20 protein-coding genes are annotated in these 23,320 nt (G+C 67.7%); 6 read left to right on the top strand and 14 right to left on the bottom strand.

The annotated features are described in order from the left end of the window. Nucleotides 1-2 precede the first annotated feature (2 nt). On the top strand, nucleotides 3-749 hold the full coding sequence (lpxH, locus tag J2X52_RS07535) for a UDP-2,3-diacylglucosamine diphosphatase (protein ID WP_310150949.1): 747 nt from the start codon (nucleotides 3-5) through the stop codon (nucleotides 747-749). Nucleotides 750-1,011: 262 nt separating this feature from the next. On the opposite strand, the gene J2X52_RS07530 is transcribed toward lpxH, so the two are convergent. The 7 genes from J2X52_RS07530 to J2X52_RS07500 form a co-directional block, all read right to left on the bottom strand. Further along, entirely contained in the window at nucleotides 1,012-1,842 is an 831-nt protein-coding gene (locus J2X52_RS07530; protein WP_310150946.1) for a ferritin-like domain-containing protein, read from the bottom strand. Further along, nucleotides 1,839-3,305, bottom strand: coding sequence for an amidophosphoribosyltransferase (gene purF, locus J2X52_RS07525; protein ID WP_310150944.1), 1,467 nt, complete (start codon nucleotides 3,303-3,305; stop codon nucleotides 1,839-1,841). Before purF ends, J2X52_RS07530 begins: the two co-directional genes overlap by 4 nt. Before the next feature lie 74 nt (nucleotides 3,306-3,379). Further along, entirely contained in the window at nucleotides 3,380-4,396 is a 1,017-nt protein-coding gene (locus J2X52_RS07520; RefSeq protein WP_310150942.1) for an SPOR domain-containing protein, read from the bottom strand. 55 nt (nucleotides 4,397-4,451) lie between these two features. Next, a complete protein-coding gene (folC, locus tag J2X52_RS07515) occupies nucleotides 4,452-5,720 on the bottom strand; it encodes a bifunctional tetrahydrofolate synthase/dihydrofolate synthase (protein WP_310150939.1) in 1,269 nt (422 codons plus the stop codon). Beyond that, nucleotides 5,710-6,312, bottom strand: coding sequence for a hypothetical protein (locus J2X52_RS07510; RefSeq protein ID WP_310150936.1), 603 nt, complete (start codon nucleotides 6,310-6,312; stop codon nucleotides 5,710-5,712). Before J2X52_RS07510 ends, folC begins: the two co-directional genes overlap by 11 nt. A gap of 23 nt (nucleotides 6,313-6,335) precedes the next feature. Continuing rightward, complete coding sequence (locus J2X52_RS07505; protein WP_310150934.1) at nucleotides 6,336-6,980, bottom strand: histidine phosphatase family protein; 645 nt, start codon at nucleotides 6,978-6,980, stop codon at nucleotides 6,336-6,338. Between the two features lie 117 nt (nucleotides 6,981-7,097). After that, on the bottom strand, nucleotides 7,098-9,185 hold the full coding sequence (locus tag J2X52_RS07500; RefSeq protein WP_310151223.1) for a S46 family peptidase: 2,088 nt from the start codon (nucleotides 9,183-9,185) through the stop codon (nucleotides 7,098-7,100). A 237-nt stretch (nucleotides 9,186-9,422) separates the two neighbouring features. Between J2X52_RS07500 and tdh the strand changes: the two genes are divergently transcribed. Genes tdh through J2X52_RS07480 form a run of 4 tightly spaced genes read left to right on the top strand, consistent with a single transcriptional unit; the run spans nucleotide 9,423 to nucleotide 13,150 of the window. After that, the gene (tdh, locus tag J2X52_RS07495; protein ID WP_310150931.1) at nucleotides 9,423-10,457 is read left to right on the top strand and encodes an L-threonine 3-dehydrogenase; all 1,035 of its coding nucleotides are present in this window, start codon (nucleotides 9,423-9,425) and stop codon (nucleotides 10,455-10,457) included. 58 nt (nucleotides 10,458-10,515) lie between these two features. Then, nucleotides 10,516-11,511, top strand: coding sequence for a hypothetical protein (locus J2X52_RS07490; protein ID WP_310150928.1), 996 nt, complete (start codon nucleotides 10,516-10,518; stop codon nucleotides 11,509-11,511). 46 nt (nucleotides 11,512-11,557) lie between these two features. Continuing rightward, nucleotides 11,558-12,751, top strand: a complete 1,194-nt coding sequence (kbl, locus tag J2X52_RS07485) for a glycine C-acetyltransferase (RefSeq protein WP_310150927.1) — start codon at nucleotides 11,558-11,560, stop codon at nucleotides 12,749-12,751. A 3-nt stretch (nucleotides 12,752-12,754) separates the two neighbouring features. Further along, nucleotides 12,755-13,150 carry an HNH endonuclease gene (locus tag J2X52_RS07480; RefSeq protein ID WP_310150924.1) on the top strand — a complete coding sequence of 132 codons (396 nt, stop codon included), beginning with the start codon at nucleotides 12,755-12,757 and terminating at the stop codon, nucleotides 13,148-13,150. Here J2X52_RS07480 and J2X52_RS07475 read toward each other — a convergent pair. The 4 genes from J2X52_RS07475 to J2X52_RS07460 form a co-directional block, all read right to left on the bottom strand. Continuing rightward, nucleotides 13,110-13,880, bottom strand: a complete 771-nt coding sequence (locus tag J2X52_RS07475) for a pseudouridine synthase (protein ID WP_310150922.1) — start codon at nucleotides 13,878-13,880, stop codon at nucleotides 13,110-13,112. The genes J2X52_RS07480 and J2X52_RS07475 overlap by 41 nt on opposite strands. A gap of 58 nt (nucleotides 13,881-13,938) precedes the next feature. Then, nucleotides 13,939-14,439, bottom strand: coding sequence for a hypothetical protein (locus tag J2X52_RS07470; protein WP_310150919.1), 501 nt, complete (start codon nucleotides 14,437-14,439; stop codon nucleotides 13,939-13,941). A 230-nt stretch (nucleotides 14,440-14,669) separates the two neighbouring features. Then, nucleotides 14,670-15,746 carry an OmpA family protein gene (locus J2X52_RS07465; protein WP_310150916.1) on the bottom strand — a complete coding sequence of 359 codons (1,077 nt, stop codon included), beginning with the start codon at nucleotides 15,744-15,746 and terminating at the stop codon, nucleotides 14,670-14,672. 301 nt (nucleotides 15,747-16,047) lie between these two features. Next, nucleotides 16,048-16,974, bottom strand: a complete 927-nt coding sequence (locus J2X52_RS07460; protein ID WP_310150913.1) for a LysR family transcriptional regulator — start codon at nucleotides 16,972-16,974, stop codon at nucleotides 16,048-16,050. Between the two features lie 105 nt (nucleotides 16,975-17,079). Here J2X52_RS07460 and J2X52_RS07455 point away from each other — a divergent pair, with 105 nt between their 5' ends. Further along, nucleotides 17,080-18,099 (top strand): zinc-binding alcohol dehydrogenase family protein, encoded by a 1,020-nt coding sequence (locus J2X52_RS07455; RefSeq protein WP_310150910.1) that lies wholly within the window; start codon nucleotides 17,080-17,082, stop codon nucleotides 18,097-18,099. A 175-nt stretch (nucleotides 18,100-18,274) separates the two neighbouring features. On the opposite strand, the gene J2X52_RS07450 is transcribed toward J2X52_RS07455, so the two are convergent. From J2X52_RS07450 to J2X52_RS07440, 3 genes are read right to left on the bottom strand one after another with little or no spacing between them, the layout of a single operon-like run. Continuing rightward, complete coding sequence (locus J2X52_RS07450; RefSeq protein WP_310150907.1) at nucleotides 18,275-21,085, bottom strand: AAA family ATPase; 2,811 nt, start codon at nucleotides 21,083-21,085, stop codon at nucleotides 18,275-18,277. Then, nucleotides 21,078-21,800, bottom strand: a complete 723-nt coding sequence (locus tag J2X52_RS07445; protein ID WP_310150904.1) for a hypothetical protein — start codon at nucleotides 21,798-21,800, stop codon at nucleotides 21,078-21,080. Before J2X52_RS07445 ends, J2X52_RS07450 begins: the two co-directional genes overlap by 8 nt. Further along, entirely contained in the window at nucleotides 21,797-23,251 is a 1,455-nt protein-coding gene (locus tag J2X52_RS07440; RefSeq protein ID WP_310150900.1) for a hypothetical protein, read from the bottom strand. Before J2X52_RS07440 ends, J2X52_RS07445 begins: the two co-directional genes overlap by 4 nt. Nucleotides 23,252-23,320 lie beyond the last annotated feature (69 nt).

The raw sequence follows: 23,320 nt of genomic DNA, 5'->3' as shown, positions 1-23,320 counted from the left end.
CCATGACGACGCTTTTCATCTCCGACCTGCATCTGGACCCGGCGCGTCCGGAGATCACCGCGCTGTTCCTCGCATTCCTCGACGGCGAAGCCCGCTGCGCGGATGCGCTCTACGTGCTCGGCGATCTGTTCGAGTCGTGGGTCGGCGACGACGATCCATCCGAAGCCGGTGCCCAGGTCGCCGAACGTCTGGCCGCGCTGTCGACCGCCGGCGTGCCGGTCGCCTTCATGCACGGCAATCGCGATTTCCTCGTCGGTCACGACTACGCGCGTCGCGCCGGCATGTCACTTCTGCCCGATCCCGCGGTGATCACGCTCTACGGCCGCCCCGTGCTGCTGACCCACGGCGATCTGCTGTGCACCGGCGATGTCCAGTACCAGGCGGTACGCGCGCAGGTACGCAATCCGGCGTGGCAGGCGCAGATGCTGGCGCAGCCCTTGGCCGCGCGACTCGCGTTCGCCCAGCATGCGCGCGACGCCAGCCAGGCGCGTGCCGCCACGCTGCGCGGCGACGGCACGATGGAAACCGTCACCGACGTAGCGCCGGCCACGGTCGAGGACTGGTTCGGCCGCTACGGCGTCGACACGATGATCCACGGCCATACGCATCGCCCGGCGATCCACGAACTGCAGGTTGGCGGTCGAGACTGCCGACGTATCGTACTGGGCGACTGGTTCGAGCAGGGCTCGGTGTTGCGTGCGTATGCCGACGGGCGTCTGGAACTTTCAGCGCTGGCTTGCGAGCCGTAATCGCAACAGCACGGCTGTAGGAGCGCGCTTGCGCGCGATGGGCATTGCCGGAACAGCGTCATCGCGCGCACGCGCGCTCCTACACGACGCGCTAACGTTCTACGATTGCCGCAAAGCCGCCGGTTTTTCTTCGCTGGATCCCGCAGCGGCGCTGCGAGCCGTAATCGGAACAGCACCGCCGTAGGAGCGCGCTTGCGCGCGATCGGGTGCACCGGGAAAAGCCTTCGCGCGCGAGCGCGCTCCTACAGGGGAAGCGTCGCGGTCAGCGTTCGGCGATGGCGTGCAAAGCCGCGAGCTCTTCTGCGCTGAAGCCAGCCGCCGCGCGAGCGTCGATATTGAACGGGCCGTGCAGGACGGCGCGCGCGTACTCGGACAGCAGATCGCGGAACGTCGATTCCGGTTGCACGCCGCGGCGTTCGCAGAACCAGCGGAACCAGCGGCTGCCGGCGGCGACGTGCGCGACTTCTTCGCGCAGGATCACTTCGAATACGCCGACGGTCTCGTGATCGCCGAGCGAGCGCAGCTTGACGATCATCCCGGGCGTCACGTCCAAGCCGCGCGCTTCGAGCACGCGCGGCACCAGCGCCATGCGCGCCATGCCGTCGTGCGCGGTCTTCTCGCACATTTCCCACAGGCCGTTGTGCGCGTCGAAATCACCGTAGTCGAAACCGAGATCGCGCAGACGATCGCGCAGCAGCACGAAATGCCGCGCTTCGTCGGCGGCCACCGACACCCAGTCGGCGTAGTAATCGGCGGGCAGATCGCGGAAGCGGTAGACCGCGTCCCAGCCGAGATCGATCGCGTTGAGTTCAATATGGGCGATCGCGTGGATGAAGGCCGCACGGCCTTCTTCGCTGCCGAGCCCACGTCGCGGCAGCTCGCGCGGATGCACGAGCTTCGGGCGCTCGGGGCGCCCCGGCATGCCGATCGGTTCCGGCGCAGGCGCGCGCGCGTCCAGCGGCAGCGCGCCGTCCTTAAACCGGCGCGCATAGGCGCCGGTCAGCGCGATCTTGTCATCGGGATCGCGCGCATCCAGGCAGTGGCGCGCTGCCGCGAACAGATCCGCGGCGTCCGCGACCACCGCCTTATTCACGCGCGGCGCTTCTTCTTCGCGTCGTCGCTGCGCAGCTGCTGCAGGCGCTCGAAATAACCGGCCTCGATGCCGGTGACGTATTCGCCGCTGAAGCAGGAACTGTCGAACCGGCGGTCCGGGAACTTCGGGCCAGCGACGGCGGTTTCGAGATCGGCCAGATCCTGATAGATCAGCCAGTCGCAGCCGAGGAACTCCTCGATCTCTTTTTCCGTGCGGTTGTGCGCGACCAGCTCGTCGACCGACGGCATGTCGATGCCGTAGATGTTCGGGTGCCGCACCGGCGGCGCGGCCGATGCGAGATACACCTTCTTGGCACCGGCGTCGCGCGCCATCTGCACGATCTGCTTGGACGTGGTGCCGCGCACGATCGAATCGTCGACCAGCAGCACCACGCGGTTGCGGAATTCCAGCGGGATCGGATTGAGCTTGCGCTTGACCGACTTCGCCCGCTCACCCTGCCCCGGCATGATGAAGGTGCGGCCGACGTAGCGATTCTTGATGAAGCCTTCGCGGTACTTCACGCCGAGCGTGTTGGAGATTTCCAGCGCCGCGTCGCGCGAGGTGTCTGGAATCGGGATCACCGTGTCGATGTCGTGGTCGGGGCGCAGGCGCAGGATCTTCTCGCCCAGCGTCACGCCCATGCGCATGCGCGCCTTGTGCACCGAGATGTTCTCGATCATCGAGTCCGGGCGCGCGAAGTACACGTATTCGAAGATGCACGGTGCATGCGGCTGCTGCGGCGCGCACTGGCGGTGGTGGAGTTCGCCGCGCGGCGTGATCACGATGCCCTCGCCCGGCTCGACATCGCGCAGGTGTTCGAAACCGAGGATGTCGAGTGCGACCGATTCCGATGCCACCGCGTATTCGGTGCCTTCGGCGGTCTCGCGCTTGCCCAGCACCAGCGGGCGGATGCCATGCGGATCGCGGAACGCGATCAGACCCAGGCCCAGCACCGTCGCCACCACGGCATACCCGCCCTTGGCGCGGCGATTGACGCCTTCGACGGCGCGGAACGCGGCCTCGGGGGTCAGCGCCTTTTCACGGTCGAGCTCGTGCGCGAACACGTTGAGCAGGACTTCGGAATCCGAATCGGTGTTGACGTTGCGGCGGTCGGTCTCGAACACCTGCTGGCGCAGCTGGTCGGTGTTGACCAGGTTGCCGTTGTGCGCGAGCGCGATGCCGTAGGGCGAGTTGACGTAGAACGGCTGCGCCTCGTCGTGGCCTTCGCTGCCGGCGGTGGGATAACGGCAGTGCGCGATGCCCACGCGACCCTGCAGCAGGTCCATCGCCTTGGTGTCGAACACGTCGCGCACCAGGCCGTTGCCCTTGTGCACGCGCATCACCGTGCCGCTGGCCACGGCGATGCCGGCCGCGTCCTGGCCACGGTGCTGCAGCACCGTCAGGCCGTCGTACAACGCGGCTGCGACTTCAGAGGTTCCGACAATCCCGACGATCCCGCACATGTTCGATTTCCAGTTCTGCTTGAGGCGCGCGGACGCGCCGGTATGAAGTGTGGGACGACGTATTCGCGCGCCGGTCAGGGGTGCGAGCGGACCAGACCGTCGACGCCCACTGCGCTGCGGACGCGCGTCTTGAGCTGGTCGGCTTCGCCGCGCGTCGCGACCGGGCCGGCCTTGACCCGGGTCAGGCGGCCCTTGTCGGTATCGACCGAATCGGTAAACGCGGTGATGCCGGCACCGCGCAGACGATCGCGCAGGCGGTCGGCTTCGGCCGCGTTGCTAAAGGCGCCCAACTGCACGATGAAACCGGTGCCAGACGTCGGTGCCGCCGCTGCGGGCGTGGCCGGCGGCGGCGCAGGCGTGGCGGCAGGCGGTGTCTGCGCCGGCGGCGTGCGCGCAGGCGGCGCTTCTTCGGGCAATTGCTCGGTGGTTGGCGTCGCAGGCGTCTGCGCAGGCACCGGGCGCGACGCTGCCGGGGCAGCTGGTGCCGGCGTTTCGGGGCGTGCCACGTCGGGACGGGCGCCTGCATCGAGCGTGACCACACGCGGCGTCACGTCGTCACGGACCTGCGCCGCGCGCACGCGGACGATCTCGGCATCGGCGCGGTTGGCATAGGGCCCCAGCCGCACGCGCTGCGCCGGCTTGTCGTTGAGCGTAAACGCTTCACGGTAGCCGCGCAGGCCGGAGGCGCCGAGCTGACGCAGGATCGCCTCGGCATCCGCCTCGCTGGCGAACGCGGCGTAATGCACGGCATAACCGCCACCGGCGACGGTCACGGGCAGCGGATTCTCCTGCTGCGCGGTGTCGACGGTCGGCAAGGCACCGCCATCGGGACGGGTCGCTGCCGGCGCGGCAGACGCCGATTCCGACAACGGCGCACCCGCCAGCGCGCCGCCTGCGCGCGCCGGTGGCGGCGCGATCAGCGGCAGATCGACGGTCTTGTAGTCCCCCGCAGGCGCGTCAGGCACGTCGAGCGACATGTTCGGCAGGCCGCTCGCGGGCGCGGGGCCCTTGATCAGCATCGGCAGGAAAATAACCGCGAGCGCAATCAGCACGGCGGCGCCGATCAGGCGTTGTTTCAATGCAGGCGACATGCGGGATCCGGACACGGGTGCCGCGCGAATTATACGCGCCGTACCGCCCTGCTTCTTAACGCCTGCCCTGCAACACCCGCAGCGCCGCTGCGGCGGCGTGGAACGTGCCGAACACCAGGACGCGGTCGCCGGCGGCGGCCCGGTTGAGCGCTTCGGCGAGCGCAGCTTCGACATCGACGTGCTCGCTGGCGTCGCCCGACAGTGCGTCGGACACCCGAGCACGCAGCGCCGCAGCATCCTGGCCACGCGCGCCGGCCGCGGTCGAACCCGCCAGGTGCCAGTGGGTGATCGACGCCCCCAGCGCCGTGACCACGCCCGCCGCGTCCTTGTCCGCGAGCGCGGCATACACCGCGACCGTGTGCCCGGCCGCCGGGGCGGCGACCAGCCAGTCGGCCAGCGCCTGCGCCGCCTGCGGGTTATGCGCGACGTCCACGACGATCTCGACGCCCTGGCGCTCGAAACGCTGCAGACGGCCAGCGACCGTCGCGCTTGCGATTCCGGCCGCGAGCGCGGCATCGTCGACATCGCGGTCCAGCGCGCGGATCGCGGCGATCGCGACCGCCGCATTGCGCAGCTGCACAGGCGCAGCCAACGCCGGCATCGGCAGCTCGACTTCGAAGCCGACTTCGCGCCAGGTCCACGTGCTCGCATCCGTCGGCGCATACAGGAAATCGCTGCCGCCGCGGATCGCGACCGCGCCGATGCGATAGGCGTGCTGCAGCACGCTTGCCGGCGGATCGGTCTCGCCGACGATGAGCGGCTTCCATGCGCGCGCGATGCCGACCTTCTCGCGCCCGATCGCTTCGATGTCGTCGCCCAGCCAGTCTTGGTGATCGAGCCCGACGGTGGTGATCACCGCGACATCGGGTTCGACGATATTGACTGCATCGAGCCGGCCGCCGAGGCCGACTTCGAGCACGGCCAGATCCAACCCGGCACGCGCGAACAGCCACAGGGCGGCCAGCGTGCCGGTTTCGAAATAGGTCAGCGGCGTGTCACCGCGCGCGCCCTCGACCGCCTCGAATGCCTCGACCAGCGCAGCGTCCTCAACGTCACGCCCGTCGATGCGCACGCGTTCGTTGTAGGCCAGCAGATGCGGCGAGGTATACGCGCCGACGCGCCAGCCCGCCGCGCGCGCGATCGACTCGACGAAGGCGACCGTCGATCCCTTGCCATTGGTACCGGCGATCGTGATCACCTGCGCAGCCGGGCGTCCGCAGTCCATGCGCGCGTAGACCGCGCCGACGCGGTCGAGGCCCATCTCGATTTCAGTGGGGTGGCGCGCTTCGATGCGCGCGAGCCATGTGGAGAGATCAGTCGGCATGGAGATGCTCGGCGCTGGAGACGTGGTGGACGGAGATCACGGCGAAACCCAGAACCGTGGATCTCCCCACAAGTCTGACCCGCACCGTCCGGTCTGGATAGCGGTGGTAATACCGGCTGCTGATGCAGATGAACGACGGCATCGTCCCGGCGAGCGGGCCGCCCTTCAACCGGTAGTCGCATGAACGTCGCGAGGCGCGATGAGAGGTCTGCATGACCGCCTGCATCTCGTGCTCGCTTCCGAATGGGCGCGTGATCGCCCATGGCACCGCCTTGGCGAGAACGAGCCAGACGATCCATCCCAGAAACACCGGCATGGCGGGCGCCACCAGCCAGAGTTTCCAGTCCGACGGCCAGACGCCCGTGCGGATGCCTGTGCGGATCAGCGCGCCATAGAACAGTCCGGTCAGAGCCAGACCGATGACGCCGAACAGGATCACGGCCTGCCGACCACGAAAGACCGCGGGCGGAATGAAGTCGATGAACAGTCCAAGCAGCAGCAGGCCACACACTGTGAGCACGGCGACCAGCGCGCCGACATGTCTCGGTGTCGGCGCCTCGGTGCCGAACCACAGACTTCGCCAGGTGGGCACGGTGGCTGTCGTATCTGTTCCGTCTACAGCGCCCGATGCACCGCCTCACCGAAGAACGCAGTGTGATGCGCGCAATCGTTGAGGCGCACGACATCAAGGTGATCGACGTCCGGCCCTTCGAGCAGGTTCAACGTGGTCGGGGCCTGGCGAAACGTCCACAGCTTCGAGAACGGAATGCCGAGCACGCGGCACAGGATCACGCGGTTGACCGCGTCGTGGGCGACGATCAGCGCGGTGTCATCCGGGCCGAGGCCGTCGACAGCACGCGCGAACGCCGGCCAGGCGCGGTCGAACACCTGCTGCAGCGATTCGCCACCGGGCATCTGCACGGTATCGGGCGCATCGCGCCACGCGGCCAAGCGCTCGGGATCACGTTCGCGGATCTCGCTGGCCAGCAGACCTTCCCAGGTGCCGTGGGCGATTTCGGCCAGGCCGGCGTCGGTCCGCAGCATCGATTCGCGCGTCGCGCCAAGTGCGAGACGCGCGGTGCGGTCGGCGCGCGACAGCGGCGAGGCGACGGCGCGATCGATCCGCACATCGGCCAGGCGCTGGCCGAGCAGCGACGCCTGGCGCTCACCGACGTCCGACAGCGCGATGTCCTCCTGCCCCTGATACCGGCCTTCGGCGTTCCACGGCGTTTCGCCGTGTCGGGCGAGCAGGATTCTCATCGTGCGGGTTCCTTGCGAAGGGCTCGACAGTCTAAAGGAACCCCTTTATAGGAGCGCGCTTGCGCGCGAAGGGCATCCCAGTAAAGCCCCATCGCGCGCGAACGCGCTCCTACAGGCCTAGCGCGGGGCGGCGCCCATTTCCTGCAGCAGACGCGGCGCGGGATCGACTTCCTGCATGACCCAGCGGATGTAGCGCTGGTCGACCGAGATCGTCCGCGTCATCGCCGGGTCGAACACCCAGTTAGACACCACCGCTTCCCAGGTCATGTCGAACAGCAGACCGGTCAGGCGACCATCCGCATCGAGCACCGGCGAGCCGGAATTGCCGCCGGTGACGTCGAGATCGGACAGGAAGTTGACCGGCACGCTGCGCAGGCGACGATCGGCCAGGCCGCCATCGCGACGCGCGGCGATCGCATCGAGCTGCGCCTTGGGCGCATCGAACGGCTCGGCGCCCGTGGCCTTGGGCGGAATTTCTTCCAGACGTGTAAACGGCGTCTGCTGCGCGCCCGCGAGATTGGTGTAACCCATGACGTTGCCGAAGGTAATGCGCAGCGACGAGTTGGCGTCGGGGTACACAGCCTCCTTGCGACCGCCGCGGTAATCGGCGACAGCCTGCAGGTAGGTCGGACGCAACTGCAGCAGATCGCCGGCGCGGGCCTTGGACGCAAGTTCGATCTGCAGCAGTTCCGGCGTCACCGCCGCGGCATACATCAGCGCCGGATCGCGGCTGCGTAGGAACTCGTGGCGATCGGCAGCGAACCACTTCAGACGTTCATCGCTGTTGCCCAGCGTGCTGCGCTGCAGACGATCCAACGCCCGGTCGATCGCGGCCGCGTCGTTGCCGCCCAGCCAGGTGTCGATCGCTTTGATGCGCTGCTCGGGCGGCAGCTGGATGTACTGCAGCAGCGCATAGCGCGTGAGCTCGCGATCCATCGCCGGCACGAAGCGGCGGTCCATCTGTTTCAGGCTGCCTTCGATCGCCGGCAGATCGCGCGCCTGGAAGCCCTGCTCGCGCATCGCGTCGGGCTTTTCCTTCTCCATCGACAGCCTGTACAGACGGTTGGCCGTCGACAGCAGGCCGCTGTTGTCCAGCAGCGACAGCACCAGATCGCGCTCGCGCGTGGCCTTGGATTGCGCTTCCAGCGCGACGATCTTCGCGTGCGCATCGAGCGCAGCCCCGCCGTCATCGCCACGACTGCGCAGCCACTCGAGCACCGCGGCTTCCTCGGACTGCTTGTGCGCCAGCGCGCCGATGCGCTCGAAGCCCTGCAGCTGGCCCTCGTAGTTCTTCAGCGTGTTCTGCCAGCCGCGCACCGCGCTCGCATAGCGCACGTCGATTTCAGGATCTTCCTTGCCGCGCGCCTCGACCAGATCGATCAGCGCGCGGTAATGGCGGCCGATCTGCGGGTAGCGCCAGGCGACGGTTTCGGAGAACTCGTCGGCGAACGCGTAGCGGCTCGTACGGCCCGGATAGCCGGCGACCATGACGAAATCGTTCTCGCGCAGCGGCTTGTCGGCCAGGCGCAGGAAGCGCTGCGGGATATAGGGGATGTTGTCCTCGGCGTATTCCGCCGGGCGACCGTCGCGGCCGACATACGCGCGGTAGAACGCGAAATCACCGGTGTGGCGCGGCCACATCCAGTTGTCGACGTCGCCGCCGAAGCTGCCGATGCCGCCCGCCGGTGCGTAGACCAGGCGCACGTCGCGGATCTCGAGATTGCGGAACAGCCTGTAGCTGTTGCCGCCGAGGAAGCTGTACAGGCGGCAGCGGTAGCCCGGCGTTGCTTCGCAGCGCGCGACAAGGGTTTTCTCGATCGTGTCGAGCGCGGTCGTGCGGCCCAGACCATCAGGCGCGGCGTCGATCGCGGCGCGGACTTCGGCGGTGACGTCCTGGATGCTGTCGAGGGCATAGATGCGCGCGTTCGGGCCGGCGGAAATCTCGTCGCCGAGTGCCGCGGCATTGAAGCCGTCGCGCATGAGGTTGTTCTCGGGGGTCGAATTCAGCTGGATCGCGCCGTACGCGCAGTGGTGGTTGGTCAGCACCAGACCCTGCGGCGACACGAAGCTCGCGGTGCAGCCGCCCAGCGAGACCACGGCGCCCAAGGGGTCGCCGGTCAGGTCTGCCAGCCGGTTCGGATCGAGCTTCAATCCCGCCTTGCGCAGCGCCGGCGCAATGTCCGGCAACTGCTGCGGCACCCACATGCCCTCGCCCGCCCTCGCCACCGGCGCACTGCAACTGAAGAAGACGCCCAGCAGCGTCGCGGCCAGTAACGAATGGCGCATGGTGGTCCTGTGGATCGTGACGGGGGGCCAAGTCTAGCCAACCCGCCGGCCCGGCGCAGGGCAACGGCGGCTGGCTGACGTGCGGCTGCAGCACGGCCGCGACGGGGGCGCCCCGTATAATCGCCGGCTCTTTCCGCCACCGGCAGACACGACACAATGGCCCAGACAATGAAGGCGCTGGTCAAGCGCGACGCGACCAAGGGCATCTGGATGGCGGAGGTGCCGGTGCCTGCGCCAGGCCCGAACGATGTGCTGATCCGCGTCGAAAAAGCCGCGATCTGCGGCACCGACCTGCACATCTACCTGTGGGACGAGTGGAGCCAGCGCACGATCACGCCGGGCCTGGTCATCGGCCACGAGTTCGTCGGCCGCATCGTCGAGCTGGGTTCGGCGGTGACCGGTTACACGGTCGGCCAGCGCGTGTCCGCCGAAGGTCACCTGGTCTGCGGCCACTGCCGCAACTGTCGCGCCGGCCGCCCCCACCTGTGCCCGAACACCATCGGCATCGGCGTGACCCGTGACGGCGCCTTCGCCGAGTACGTGGTGATGCCGGCGACCAACCTGTGGCCGATCCCCGACCAGATCCCGAGCGAGCTGGCCGCGTTCTTCGATCCCTACGGCAATGCTGCGCATTGCGCGCTGGAATTCGACGTCGTCGGCGAGGACGTGCTGATCACCGGCGCCGGCCCGATCGGCGTGATGGCCGCGGGCATCTGCAAGCACATCGGCGCGCGCAACGTGGTGGTTACCGACGTCAACGATTTCCGCCTCAAGCTCGCCGCCGACATGGGCGCGACCCGCGTGGTCAACGTGTCGAACACCTCGCTCAAGGAGGTCATGAAGGACCTGCACATGGAGGGCTTCGACGTGGGTCTGGAGATGAGCGGCAACCCGCACGCGTTCAACGACATGCTCGACTGCATGTACCACGGCGGCAAGGTCGCGCTGCTCGGCATCCTGCCCAAGGGCGCCGGCATCGACTGGGACCGCATCATCTTCAAGGGCCTCACCGTGCAGGGTATCTACGGCCGGAGGATGTACGAGACCTGGTACAAGATGACCCAGCTCGTGCTGTCGGGCTTCCCGCTCGGCAAGGTGCTCAGCCACCAGCTGCCGGCCGATGAGTTCCAGAAGGGTTTCGACCTGATGGAATCGGGCAAGTCGGGCAAGGTGGTGCTGGACTGGCGTTGAGCGTCGAGTTCCAGTCCGCAGGTGCCAGACACCAATCCACTCCAGACCAAGGAAGGTTATGCGCGTCTTTCGACTGTTTCTGCTTTCGGCATTGTTGACCACAACGGGAGCCGCAACCGCGAGCGTTCCGGAATGTCCCCAGGTCGAGGCTCCGCCGGCTCCGGTTTGCGTTTCCACGCCCTACGGCCTGGCGTATGCCGATACCGAAGAGGAAGCCAATGGGGCAGCAGGGGCACTGCGAGAGGCAGCGCAGCGCTATGCGCTGTACTTCGGTCGAGTTCCCGCCGGCGCGTTGATTCTCAGCACGACTCTGGATCCGCTCGTCGCTCGGGATTTCGCTAAATCCCATGGCCTGGAATATGCCCAGGTCTGGTTGCCCGCGAGTGCAAAGCGGGCGATGACCGAGCGAGCCATGCGTCAGGCCGGGCTGGATCGCGGACGGATCAGCCGGGCTCTGGCGGGCGCGGCGGAACAGGAAGCGGTCACGCTGCGTCATGAGGTCGGCCACGCGATGTATGGCGCCATGTACTGGCCCGATGCGGAAGGTTCGCTTCAGGTGCGTTACGGCACACCGGCTCCCGATTGGCTGGATGAGGCGGCAGCGATCCTCATGGAGCCGCCCGAAGCCCAGGCGCGCCACCTTGCCTCGTTCATCGACGCTGCAAAACAACGGCCGCGCACCATTCCGACTCTGACCGACTTCCTCCAGGCCGAGCATCCCGTGCGCTCGGCTGCATTGGGCCGCGCACTCGCCCGCGGACCCAAGTCCGACTCGGGTGTGCAGATGACGGTCACTACGGGCGCCGGGTTTCCCGGTCTCGACAGCTTCTACGGGCAGTCGCTGTTGCTTGCCCTGTTCCTGACGGAGACCAGCGGAGACCCGCGCATTCTTGTCCCGATCAGTAGCGCAATTGCGGGCGGCGCCACGTTCAACCAGTGGCTTGCTTCGAACGGCGAGCGACACGGCTTGCCGAACGATCTCACTGCGCTCCAGTCGCTGTGGGATACCTGGCTGAAAAACCAGGTGGTGCAGCGGGGTCGCGGCAAACGTTGAAGGCGACACGTAGAATCCGGGGTCCGTTTCCGAAGGCCTCCTGACCATGTCCAACACCCAGCGCTACGCCGACACCCTCGACGAGATCCGCGACGCGGGGTTGTTCAAATCCGAGCGCATCATCACCGGTCCGCAGTCCGCCGAGATCACCCTTGAAGACGGCCGCACGGTGCTGAACTTCTGTGCCAACAACTACCTGGGCCTAGCCGACCATCCGGACATCATCGCCGCGGCCAAGAATGCGCTCGACACCCACGGCTTCGGCATGGCGTCGGTGCGTTTCATCTGCGGCACGCAGGATCTGCACAAGCAGCTGGAGAAGACCATCGCGGACTTCTTCGGCAAGGAGGACACGATCCTCTACGCCGCGTGCTTCGATGCGAACGGAGGCCTGTACGAGCCGCTGCTCGGGGAAGCGGACGCTATCATCTCCGACGCACTCAACCACGCCTCGATCATCGACGGCATCCGCCTGTGCAAGGCCAAGCGCTACCGCTACGCCAACTGCGACGTGGCCGATCTGGAGAAGCAGCTGCAGCAGGCGCGCGCCGACGGTGCCGGCACGATCCTGATCTCGACCGACGGCGTGTTCTCGATGGACGGCTACATCGCGCCGCTCGACGAGATCACCGCGCTGGCCGCGCAGTACGACGCGCTGGTGCACATCGACGAATGCCACGCGACCGGTTTCCTCGGCGAAACCGGCCGCGGCTCGGCGGAAGTGAAGGGCGTGCTGGAGAAGATCGACATCATCACCGGCACACTCGGCAAGGCGATGGGCGGCGCGCTCGGCGGCTTCACCACGGCCAATCGCGAGGTCATCGAGCTGCTGCGCCAGCGCTCGCGTCCGTACCTGTTTTCGAACTCGCTGCCGCCGCACGTGGTGGCCGCCGGCATCAAGGCGTTCGAAATGCTCGACGCCGCCGGCGACCTGCGCACGCAACTTGTCGAGAACACCCGCTATTTCCGCGAGAAGATGACTGCAGCCGGCTTCGATCTGCGCCCGGGCACGCATCCGATCAGCCCGGTGATGCTCTACGACGCCAAGCTCGCGCAGCGCTTCGCCGAGCGCCTACTCGAGGAAGGCATCTACGCGATCGGCTTCTTCTTCCCGGTCGTCGCGAAAGAGCAGGCGCGCATCCGCACGCAGATCAGCGCCGCGCACACACGTGAACACCTGGACCGCGCGATCGATGCGTTTACCCGCATCGGCGTTGAGCTGGGTGTACTGAAGGCCTGAGTCATGCGCGCCGCGCTGCGACGGCGATTCTTGCTCGCAGCGCAAACCGATTCCCTCGCCGTGCTCGACGATGGCATCTGGTCAACGCGTTGCCTGCATTGCCGCAGTGCGTTGCAGGTACGCGACGATGGCGAGCCGCTTGGACTCGCGACGCTGGAACACGTGGTGCCCCAAGCCTGGTTCGGTCGACGCGCGGCGGCGGCGCTGACGGCGCTGGTCAACGATGACGCTGACGATCCGCGCAATCTCGCGCTGGCCTGCGCACGCTGCAATCACGGCAAAGGCAAGGGTCACGATGCGCGAGGCCCTGGCGACGTGCGCGCACGCGAAGTCGTCGCAGCCCTGCTCGCTACCCGACTCAGCCGATGGCGGGATCCGACAGCGGCGCCAACGCGCTGATCTCGTCCGGTGACAGCACGCGCCATGCGCCCTTGGCGAGATCGCCCAGCGCGAGATCGCCGATGGCGACACGCACCAGTCGCAGCACACCCAGATCATGCGCCGCCAGCAGCCGGCGGATCTGCCGGTTGCGGCCCTCGTCGAGCACGATCTCCAGCCAGGCGTTGCGCTCCCCATGACGCAGCATCCGTGCGGACGCGGCCTGCAGACGCTCGCCCGCGTCGTCGATGCCCTGCACCAGCGCTTCGAGCAACACCTCGCCGGGGAGCCCGTCGACCTGCACGTGATACGTCTTGCGCGGCCCTTGCGCCGGATCGGTGACGCGCGCGGCCCAGGCGGGATCGCTGGTGAACAGCAGCAAGCCCTCGCTGGCCTTGTCGAGCCGACCGACCGGTGCGATCCACCCCAGTCTCGCACCATCGAAACAGCGATAGACCGTGTCGCGGCCCTGCTCGTCGCGTGCCGTGGTCACCAGGCCGCGCGGCTTATTGAGCACGAGATAGTGATGGGCGACCGCCTGCGCGGCATCCCCATCCAGCACGATGTCGCGGGCGTCGAGTGCGACCGGAAATTCCGGATCACGGACGATCTTGCCTGCGACCCGCACACGCCCCTCGCGCACGCGGCGCTCAGCCTCGCTGCGCGAACACAGCCCGCGCTTGGACAGCACGCGCGCCAAACCGTAACGCGGCGGACGCGCGACATGCCTCACGGCGTGGGGCCTCGACATGCGAACGGCCCGCTTGCGCGGGCCGTCATGAGGCCGTCAATACAGGACGACGCGCCGATCATTCGACGGGCGGGGTCTCGCCAGGCGCCGCGGTCTCCGCCGCTGCAGGCGCAGCCGGCGCGTTCGGATCGGCGCGGCGACTGCCGACCGTGTAGCCGTTGGCCTTGATCCACGCATCGAAATCGTCGGCGGTCATGCGCTTGCCGCCCTGGGTCATGTTGAACCGGTAGGGCGTGTTGTCGAACTCGGTCTGCTTGACGTAGGCGGCCGGATCATTGGCGCTCACCGCACCGGCGGCGGGCGCAGCCATCGCGACATTCTGGCACTGCTCGATTTCGAGTCGAAGCACGACCTGTTCCGCCGACTGGGCCTCGTCATAGGCGCGTGCGAGTACCGCACTGGTGCCGAGGCGGTAAGTCGGTGCGGCGAGTTCCGGCGACACCGGCTCCAGCACGGTCGCCTGCACCGGACGTGCAGTGCGAGTGTCGAGAGTACTGCAGTCGGCAGCATGGCCGGCAAGTGGCAGCGCCAGCAAAGGCAGCAGAAACAAAGCACGCATCAGAAGCCATCCCCGAGGTCGAATTGGCCTGAAGTGTAGGCGGCAAGTGCGTGCCGTACAAGGAAAAATAGCGCTGGCCGCATTCACGATACTGGAGCCGTCGCAGCCACGCGCGAAGTCGGGACGCACGCGCGCATCCACTCGGCATGGCGTAATCCGCAACCGTTTTGAAGCCACAAGCAGAAAGCCCGGCACAAGGCCGGGCTTTCTGGTGTCACAACCGGTCGTTCTTAGTTCTGAACGTTCAGCTCGGTGCGGCGGTTGCGCGCACGGCCTTCCGGGTTGTCCGAACCATCGGCATTGGTGTTCGGCGCGATCGGGCGGCTTTCGCCGTAACCCACCGGGCCCACCAGACGGTCGGCCATGATGCCGTTGCTGGCAAGGTGGTCATAGACCGCCTTGGCGCGACGCTCGGACAGACGCTGGTTGTAGGCATCGGTACCGACCGAGTCGGTGTGACCGGCGACTTCAACGCGCAGTTCCGGGTAACGCTTCAGGATTTCGACGGCTTCGTTGAGGATCGCCACCGCGTCAGGACGCAGCGTGGCACGGTCGAAGTCGAAGTTGACGCCGTTCAGATCGATGGTGATCGGAGCCGGGGCCGGAGCCGGAGCCGGAGCCTGGGTCGGCGGCGGCGGCGGCGGAGCCGGCGGAGCCGGGGGAGCCGGCGGCGGGCCGAGCGGAATCACGACGCCGACCGAAGCCATCACGTCGCCGAAGTAGCTCTCGTTCGAGTTGTGCGGGTAGCCCGCCCAGTCACGCGAACCGTTCGCAGCGACGCTGTTGTCATCGAAGTCGGCACGGTATGCCACTTCGGCGCGAACCGCGACGCGGTTTTCGAAGGTGGTCTGCAGACCGGCACCGACCTTGGCAGCGAAGTTACCTTCCTTGCGCTCGCCGGGCGAGTTCGGGCTCGGGAACGCATCGAACTCTTCTTCCGAACGCTGGTAGCCGACGCCCATCAGCAGGTAGGGGTTCCAGCTACGGGCTTCATTGATGAAGTGGTAGCGGAAGTCGACCGAGACGCCGTACTGGCTCCAGTTCAGATCGTTGTTGGCGCCTTCGACCGAGCTGTCGAAGCCCGGGTTCTGGTAGTTCAGCTCACCGTCGACCGACCAGTTGGGGCTGATGAACTTACCCATGCCGAGCGTGACGAACGGGGTGTCGTCCGTGCGGCGATCATTTGCCTGGAAGTTGAAGCCGGCCGAGCTGGTGAGGTACCAGCGGTCGTCGAACTCCTGGGCGCTGGCGTGACCCGCCAGACCAAGACCGCCGAGCAACGCGGCGCAGAGGAGTTTCTTGTTCATTTTTGTTCAGCTCCTAAAAAAGGGGGAATGCGTCATGGCATCGGGTTGAGGCGTCAAACGCACACGCCTTGCACATAGCCTAAAGTCAGCAGCGTGAAGACGTTGTTAACACTAACATAACGGTTGAATACGTCCTACATGCCGCTGCCGGGTATTCATCCAGGCTTTGGTTTGGTCAGGAACCTCAACGGGGCGAGATTGTCGTGAAGGAGATGTGCGTGTGGCGTCAAGATCGGCGCGGGCGGTCTTAACCGTGGCTTTATGCCGAATTGACGACTTCCACCTTCTAGCTAGAACACATCTACCGCGGCGCCTCGCTGGAGACGCCATACAGATGTGAGCCCAGTTCGGTCTGCAGAAATGCGACGAACGCGCGCGTGCGCTGCGGCACGAACATGCGGTCGGGCATTACGGCGTGGATCGCGGTTACCGGCGGCGCCCATGTCGGCAACACGCGCACGAGACGCCCTGCATGCAGATCGTCGACGACATGCCACAGCGCGAGCAAAGCAATGCCGGCATCGGCGAGCGCGGCGTCGCGGAGGACTTCTCCAAGATTGCTGTCGAGCGCGCCGGACACGGTCACGGTGGAATCGCCGCCGGCCCCGTCGAGCAGTTGCCAGCGGTCTTGCCGCCCGCGACTGCCGACGAGCACCAGGCAATCATGGGCGGTGAGGTCGATGGGGGCGGCGGGCGCACCGTGGCGCGCCAGATAAGCGGGCGAAGCGACGAGCACCCGCGGGTTGCGCGCGATCCGCCGTCCGACGAGCTGGGAATCGTCGAGATCGCCAATCCGGATCGCGAGATCGAAGCCTTCCCGGACGAGATCGACCTGCTGGTCGCTCATGTGCACGCTCACCTGAAGCCCGGGATGCGCGGCCAGAAACCGCGGCAACCGCGGCGAGATGTGCAGTCGGCCGAACGAGGCCGACATCGTGACCCGCAAGGTGCCGCCGACCGCTTGCCCGCCGCTTTCGCGCAGGCTGCCGGCGAGCCCGTCCAGCGCCTCGACCAGAGCACGTCCCTCCCCCGCCAAACGCAGGCCCTCGGGCGTGGGATGTAGGCGTCGCGTCGTCCGGTGCAGCAAGCGCACGCCAAGCGCATCCTCCAGGCGTTTCAGCCGCTGACTCGCCAGCGCCGGCGACAGATCGAGGCTGCGCGCGGCGGCGCTGATCGATCCGGTGTCGAGCACACGCAGGAACAGGGCGATGTCGCCGATGCGGTCCATCGATTCAAAAGAATCCCTTGAAGGTGATTGGCGATCCTATCGCTGTTCGAAGCGAACGCAAGGGGTCGACAATGCCGAACCCGCCTCACGCCCCAAGGACGTCCCATGAAAGCCGTCGCCCTGACCCGTTATCTCCCGATCGACGACCCGCAGTCGCTGCAGGACGTGGAACTCGATCTTCCCGAGCCCGGCCCGCACGACCTGCGCGTGCGCATCAAGGCGGTGTCGGTGAATCCGGTCGACACCAAGGTGCGCGCGCCGAAGCCGCAGACCGAGGCTCAGCCGAAGGTGCTCGGTTACGACGCCGCCGGCGTGATCGACGCGATCGGAAGCGAGGTCACAGGCTTTGAAGTCGGCGATGCCGTCTATTACGCGGGCGACATCACCCGCCCGGGCAGCAATGCCGAATTCCAGCTGATCGACGCGCGCATCGCCGCGAAGAAGCCCAACTCGCTGGACTTCGCCCAGGCCGCCGCTCTGCCGCTCACCGTCATTACCGCATGGGAGCTGCTGTTCCAGCGCATGCCGTTCGACATCGACGGCGGCGGCGCGGGCAAGACGCTGCTCATCATCGCCGGCGCCGGCGGGGTCGGCTCGATCGCGATCCAGCTGGCGAAGCTGGCCGGCTTCACCGTGATCGCGACCGCGTCGCGCATGGAGACCATCGCGTGGTGCCGGATCATGGGCGCCGACCATGTCATCGACCACCGCGAAGACCTCGCGCCGCAACTCCAGACGCTGGGCTTCGAGACCGTCGATGCCGCGCTCAACCTCGCCGATACCGACAGGTACTGGGATGCGCTGGGCGAGTTGCTTGCGCCGCAGGGCCATGTCGGCCTGATCGTCGAGCCGGCCGGCGCGCTGAAGATCGGCGATCCCTACAAGGCCAAGTGCATCGGCATCCATTGGGAACTGATGTTCACGCGCTCGCGTTTCCGCACCCCGGACATGGACGAGCAAGGCAAGATCCTCGCGCGCGTCGCGGAGTTGATCGACACCGGTTCGCTGCGCGGCACGCTGTCGGACATGCTGTCGCCGATCAACGCGGAGACCCTGCGCGAAGCGCATCGTCGTCTGGAGTCCGGCCGCACGATCGGCAAACTCGTTGTCGCCGGCTGGGCATGAGCCCCGCCTCCTGACGCCGCACAGCTGGGGCTCTTATCGCCTGTCGGATCCGCGCCCGGGTCGGACAGGCTTCTCTTGTGTCGAGGCACTGGAACCTTCGAAGCGTCGACTGCCCTGATCGCCCGGCATGCCACGGGGGATCCGCCGTCCATCCGACGATGCATTGCGCGTGCGATTACGCCGCGTCGTTCACCGCATCCGTCCGATCACGCTTCAATACCGCAACCGGTTCCGCCCACGCACTGCCCGCGCGCCGCTTGCTGGTGGCCAGCACCAGATCCGACGGCTCGAACACGTTGAGGTTGTGGGTGATCGGCGTGGTCAGGATGTACTGCGCATCGGTGCTGCGCAGGAAGCGACCGACCTTCTCGATGTTGGCGACGTCGAGATGCGCGAACGGCTCATCGATGAAGACGAAACCGCCCGGCTGGTCCTCGTCGCGCAGCAGTGCGACCAGCAGCAGCAGCGATTTCATGACCTGCTGGCCCCCGGACGCTTCGCCGTCGTCGAGGCCGATCCAGCCCTTGCGATCGAAATCGAAACGCACGGTCAGCCCGGCCTGGGCGAGCGCGACATCCTCGTTCGCCAGCTCCGGCATGCCGACATCGACACCTATGCCGGCGAGTTCGCCAAGCGCGGTGAGGTTCTTGCGGTAGCGGCGTACGGTCGCGCGCAACACGTTGATGTAGGCGCCGCGCGCGTCCTCGGTGAGGCGGCGGGCGCGGTGCAGATGCGCCTCGCGCTTGGCGATCGCCGCTTCGAGTGCGTCGTGGTCGGCGGCGAACTTGTCGCGCATTGCCACGCAGGCGGCGTCCTCGACGAAGCTGCCGCGTGCGAGGCGCTCGTCGATGCGCTCGAGTTCGCGACGCACGGCACCAGCGCTTTCGTATGCGTCGCGTGCCTCGCGCAGCGCTTCGCGCGTGCGCCAGGCAGCCGGCATGCGCGCACGGCGCTTGCGGAACTCGACCAGACGCTGCACCAGCGCCACGCGCTCCTGCGCGATCTGACTGCCGCGGTCGTGCAGTTCCTGCGCCAGCGTGCGCAGTTCGCCAGCGCGCGTGGCGGCAGCAATGCTGCCGTCCTTGTCGAGCCGTTCGCAGACATCGAGCGCAGCGCGCGCGTCGGTCAGCGATTCGGCGGCGGCCTGCGCGGCCTCGGCCAGCATCGGCAGGCGCGATTGCGCATCGGCGAACTCAGCCGCGCGCGTCACCAGTTCCTGCCCGGCATCGAGACCGAGCAGGCGCGACTGCGCGGCATCGACCTCGCGACCCAGTGCGGTCAGCGCGTCCTCGCGTGCCTGCGCGCGTTCCTGCAGTGCGATGGCTTCGGCATGCAGCGACGCGAGCCGCGCCTCGCGCGCGCCGGTGCCGAAGTGATGCTGACCGCCGCCGATGTGCCGGCCGCCGCGGTGCTCGCGCAAATAGCCTTGCGCGGTGATCCAGTCCTGGCCCTTGGGCAGGCGCTGGCCGGCCTCGACATCGGCGACGCGTTGCACGCGATCGAGCTGGCGCGGCAGCCACGCGGGTGGATCGGCATTGAAGCGCACGACCTCGAGCAGCGATCCACGCGTCGCCGGGCCGGCCGGTGCGCGTTCGGCGACGACGAAATGCCGGTACTGCATGCGCTCGCCGAGCTGCCAGGCCTGGCGCACGTCCTTCGCCGAGTCGAGCACCAGCAAATGCCGGTACGGCGCGAGGACGGCCTCGAGCGCGACCGCCCATTGCGGATCGGCGATTTCGACCAGTTCGGTGAGCACCGCATGGCCGATGTCGGCGCGATCCAGCGCGGCGCGGAACTCGCGCTCGAAGGGTTCGACGACGCGGCCGCCGCCGCGCAGCGCGGCCACCTGGGCGGCGATCTCGCCACCCCGCGTACGATCGCGCTCAGCCTCGAGTCGCAGCTCCGCCTGACGACGCCGACCCTGCTCGACCTCGCGGCTGAGCGCATCGACATCCGCGCCGCCGCGTGCCGCCTGCAGACGCGCGAGTTCGTCATGGCGTCGCACCAGTTGCTCGGCGTCGCGCGCCTGATCGCGTGCGCCGGTGAACCGCGTCTCGGCCGATTTCAACGCCGCGCGCGCATCGGCGATCGACTGTTGCAGGCCGGCGCGCGCATCGATCGACGCCGCGTCTTCGGCCTGCAGCGCGTCGTGCGCCTGGCTGCGTTCGCGCAGGCCACGGCGCAGGCCGGTGAGCCGCGGCTTCGCGCCGTCGATGGTCGCGCGCAGGTCGGCCAGTTCGACCTTCGGCGCGATTTCCGCTTCCAGCATCTGCCGCTGGTTGCGCAACGCCATGCCGTCCTCGTAGGAACGCACATCGGCGCGCGACGATTCCAGTCGCATGTGCAGCTCGGCGAGTCCCTGCTGCAGTTCGGCGACTTCCTTGTCGATGTCGAACTGCTCGGCGCGGGCGCGCTGGTAGTCGTCCATCACCGCCTTGTCCTCGAACACGTCGAAGACGAGTTGCAGCAGTTCGCGTGGCGACAGCTGGCACAGCTTGTCGGTGGCGCCCTGCTCGAGCGTCAGCACGCGGCAGATCGCGCGACTCAGGCCGGCGCCGGCAAGCCGCACGCGGTAGTCGCGCACGCCCAGCCATTCGCCACCGGCATCGAGCGCTTCCACCGGCACGTCGCCGGCGACGATCTGGTAGTCGCGCGTCCAGTCGCCGCCGCGTTTGCGCACGCGGCAGGCGATCGTCACCTGCTCGTCCATGCACGGGAAGAACGCGCGGCGGCCGCGTCGATCGACCGGATTGCTGACCACCGCACGCAGCCACGCGAACGGCTTGCCGTTGTGGCGCAGATAGGTCTTGTAGTCACGCGCCATGTCGCGATCGTCGATCGCCAGCAGCGTGCGCAGCGCGTCGAGCAGCGTGGTCTTGCCGGAGCCGTTCGGGCCGACCACGGTGATGACCGAGGCATCCAGCGGCAGCGAATAACGCTGCCAGTAGTCCCAGTGCACAACTTCGAGACTACGGAATTCAAACATCGGCGTGTGCCTCCTCGGTCGTCCCGGTGTCGTGGCTCATGTCGTCCAGGCCATCGGCGTCTTCCACGTCCAGCCCTCGACCGACGCGACTCTCCGCGATCACGTGCGCCAGCGCGCCGTCCATCACGCGACTGGCGATGCGCTCGTAGTCGAACGCGAGATCCAGCAGCGGGCCTTCGTGGATCCGCTCCTTGCGCCGCGCAATGAAGCCCTGCCGCTGCAACGTGCCGAGATTCATGTGGATGCGGCCCTTGCCACCGAGCTGCACGCCGAAGTCCGCGAGCAGGGTCCGTTCGTTGACCGGTTCGACGACTTCCGCGCCGACCGGTACCGGCTTGAGCTCTGCGAACATCTGCTCCTGGTCCTGCGCCAGATCGGTCTGCTGGCGCGCGATCTGACGCTGGCGCTTGGGCAGCACCAGCAGCGACCACAGCACCACCAGCAGCGCGAGCGCATCGCGGCTGAGCTGCAGATTGCTCGCAGCCCAGGCATCGCTGTGGCCGAACACGTCGGCCTCGTGCTGGCGCGCGATGCCGACCGCGACATGCGCTGCGTACGGATGTTCGAGCAGGCGCAGGCCGGCGGCGGCGAGACGGCGGTCGATGTCCTCGCGCAGCTCGGCATCGACCAGCATCTGGCGCACGGCGCGGTCTTCGCGCGGCAGCCAGCGCTCGGCCAGTAGCCGCGCGATCAGGGAAGCGGTGGAGTCGGTCATGCGGTCTTCTTGCGTCGTGCGGGTGCCGGCGGCGTGCCGGTCTCCGCGGAAGGTGTGGCGGCGCGTCGACGGCGCGGTGCAGGCGCGGCGGCGGCCTCGTTGCCGTCGTTGGTGATGCCGTGCGCGGTCATGTCGGGCATCTCGATTCCGGGCGGGGCCTCGTCGTCGATGCCCGCGGGCAGCAGGCGCCCACGGCTCATCAGGGCGACACCGGCGCGGTCGATGCGCTCGAACGCCACGTCGACGCGCCATTGCATCGGCAATTGCGCGAGCCGCGCGCTGACCCCACTGCGGTTCTCGGCGCCGGCGTCACCGATCAGGCCCAGCAGCGACAGGCGATACGCACTGACCGCGAAACTCTCCTGCGGCACCCAGTCGCCGAGCGGCGCGGCCGTATCGAGCGCGCTGAGCTGGTCAAGCCATTGCGCGGCGTGCGCGTAGTCGTCGGCGGCGACCGGCGCCTGCAGGTCTTCGGGCGCATCGCGCGCCGGCGGCAGGCCGGCATCGGCGGCCGCTTCGCGCTCGCGCTCGACGAGTTCGTACTCGGCGACATCCAGCGCGATCGGCCCCAGCACGAACGCCGGTTGCGGCGCGATGGTCAGCGCGTCGGTGGCCATGTCGGCGAGCGCGGCCGGATCGCAGGCGCGCAGGAAGCGGTTGACGTCCGACGACGACAAGCCACTCGCGCCCAGATGCACGCGATGCCGGTCGAGCTGGTTCAGGGCGCGCTGGAACACCGAGGCCTGGCGCAGCATCGCGCTCTGCGCGCGACCGATCTGCTGCGCGACGCGATGCGTGGCGACATCCAGATCGTCGTCGGCCGCGATCGCGCGGATCAGCTCGGTGCCCTTCTCCACCCAGTGCCACACCGACTGCAGCGTGTCGGCGGCCTGGCGGATGCGGTGCTCCGAACCGCTGAGCACGGCCTGATCGAAATCCTCGCGCAGTTCGTTGAGCCGCGAGAGCAGATGCTGCAGGTCCGCCGCGCCGACCTTGCCGACGGCCTGGCCGGCGGCGAGCTGCGCAGTGACATAGGCGAGCTCGTCGCCCTCGGCATTGAACTGCACCAGCAGGCCCAGCGCCGACAGCGCCTGGCGGCCGACCGGGCTGATGCGGTAGCGCTGGCTCTGCGCGTCCCAGGCCAGCAGACCGTTGTCGCGCAGGCGGCCGATCACCGTGTCGAACTTCACCGGATCGAGCCAGGCGAAATGCTCGCGCAGCTCCTGCGGCGACCAGTCCGGCGCGTCGCCGCGTTCGCCGATCGCGCGCAGCACAAGCAGCCGCACCATCACGATCTCCTCGCCGCCATGGAACAGCGTCGAGAACGCGCGCAGCTGTTCACGCGCCGCCAGCAGCGGATGCAGGTCCGGCAGATCGGCGGCGACGATGCCGTCGCGCAGGTAATCCTGGAAAGGTTGGATGGCAGCCGTCCCTGGTGCGGGGCGCGACATGTTCAGGGCGCGGCCCGGCACTGGCAACTCTTGACAGCACGCGCGTAGAGACCCGCGTTCGCCGCGCTT

Origin of the sequence: Luteimonas sp. 3794, from assembly GCF_031456825.1 — a bacterium.
Classification (GTDB): Bacteria; Pseudomonadota; Gammaproteobacteria; order Xanthomonadales; family Xanthomonadaceae; genus Luteimonas.
Note: the sequence above shows the minus strand (reverse complement) of the source record. Positions and strands in the feature narration are given on the sequence as shown.

Coding starts and splice junctions, on each gene's coding strand:
- lpxH (WP_310150949.1), top strand. CDS start 3: ATGACGACGCTTTTCATCTCCGACCTGCATCTGGACCCGGCGCGTCCG.
- purF (WP_310150944.1), bottom strand. CDS start 3,305: ATGTGCGGGATCGTCGGGATTGTCGGAACCTCTGAAGTCGCAGCCGCG.
- J2X52_RS07520 (WP_310150942.1), bottom strand. CDS start 4,396: ATGTCGCCTGCATTGAAACAACGCCTGATCGGCGCCGCCGTGCTGATT.
- folC (WP_310150939.1), bottom strand. CDS start 5,720: ATGCCGACTGATCTCTCCACATGGCTCGCGCGCATCGAAGCGCGCCAC.
- J2X52_RS07505 (WP_310150934.1), bottom strand. CDS start 6,980: ATGAGAATCCTGCTCGCCCGACACGGCGAAACGCCGTGGAACGCCGAA.
- J2X52_RS07500 (WP_310151223.1), bottom strand. CDS start 9,185: ATGTGGGTGCCGCAGCAGTTGCCGGACATTGCGCCGGCGCTGCGCAAG.
- tdh (WP_310150931.1), top strand. CDS start 9,423: ATGGCCCAGACAATGAAGGCGCTGGTCAAGCGCGACGCGACCAAGGGC.
- J2X52_RS07490 (WP_310150928.1), top strand. CDS start 10,516: ATGCGCGTCTTTCGACTGTTTCTGCTTTCGGCATTGTTGACCACAACG.
- kbl (WP_310150927.1), top strand. CDS start 11,558: ATGTCCAACACCCAGCGCTACGCCGACACCCTCGACGAGATCCGCGAC.
- J2X52_RS07480 (WP_310150924.1), top strand. CDS start 12,755: ATGCGCGCCGCGCTGCGACGGCGATTCTTGCTCGCAGCGCAAACCGAT.
- J2X52_RS07475 (WP_310150922.1), bottom strand. CDS start 13,880: ATGTCGAGGCCCCACGCCGTGAGGCATGTCGCGCGTCCGCCGCGTTAC.
- J2X52_RS07470 (WP_310150919.1), bottom strand. CDS start 14,439: ATGCGTGCTTTGTTTCTGCTGCCTTTGCTGGCGCTGCCACTTGCCGGC.
- J2X52_RS07465 (WP_310150916.1), bottom strand. CDS start 15,746: ATGAACAAGAAACTCCTCTGCGCCGCGTTGCTCGGCGGTCTTGGTCTG.
- J2X52_RS07460 (WP_310150913.1), bottom strand. CDS start 16,974: ATGGACCGCATCGGCGACATCGCCCTGTTCCTGCGTGTGCTCGACACC.
- J2X52_RS07455 (WP_310150910.1), top strand. CDS start 17,080: ATGAAAGCCGTCGCCCTGACCCGTTATCTCCCGATCGACGACCCGCAG.
- J2X52_RS07450 (WP_310150907.1), bottom strand. CDS start 21,085: ATGTTTGAATTCCGTAGTCTCGAAGTTGTGCACTGGGACTACTGGCAG.
- J2X52_RS07445 (WP_310150904.1), bottom strand. CDS start 21,800: ATGACCGACTCCACCGCTTCCCTGATCGCGCGGCTACTGGCCGAGCGC.
- J2X52_RS07440 (WP_310150900.1), bottom strand. CDS start 23,251: ATGTCGCGCCCCGCACCAGGGACGGCTGCCATCCAACCTTTCCAGGAT.